The 241-nt window shown below is 50.6% G+C and carries 1 rRNA gene; it reads left to right on the top strand.

The features are described from left to right. A 23S ribosomal RNA gene (locus FHD02_RS24935) occupies nt 1-241 on the top strand; the annotation flags it as partial.

The following is a 241-nucleotide window of genomic DNA, read 5'->3' as shown; positions in this document are numbered from 1 at the left end:
ACCGACACAGGTGGTCAGGTAGAGAATACCAAGGCGCTTGAGAGAACTCGGGTGAAGGAACTAGGCAAAATGGTGCCGTAACTTCGGGAGAAGGCACGCTGATATGTAGGTGAAGTGATTTACTCATGGAGCTGAAATCAGTCGAAGATACCAGCTGGCTGCAACTGTTTATTAAAAACACAGCACTGTGCAAACACGAAAGTGGACGTATACGGTGTGACGCCTGCCCGGTGCCGGAAGG

Origin of the sequence: Citrobacter sp. EC_71 (assembly GCF_019584005.1) — a bacterium.
Taxonomy (GTDB): Bacteria; Pseudomonadota; Gammaproteobacteria; order Enterobacterales; family Enterobacteriaceae; genus Citrobacter; species Citrobacter werkmanii.
Note: the sequence above shows the minus strand (reverse complement) of the source record. Positions and strands in the feature narration are given on the sequence as shown.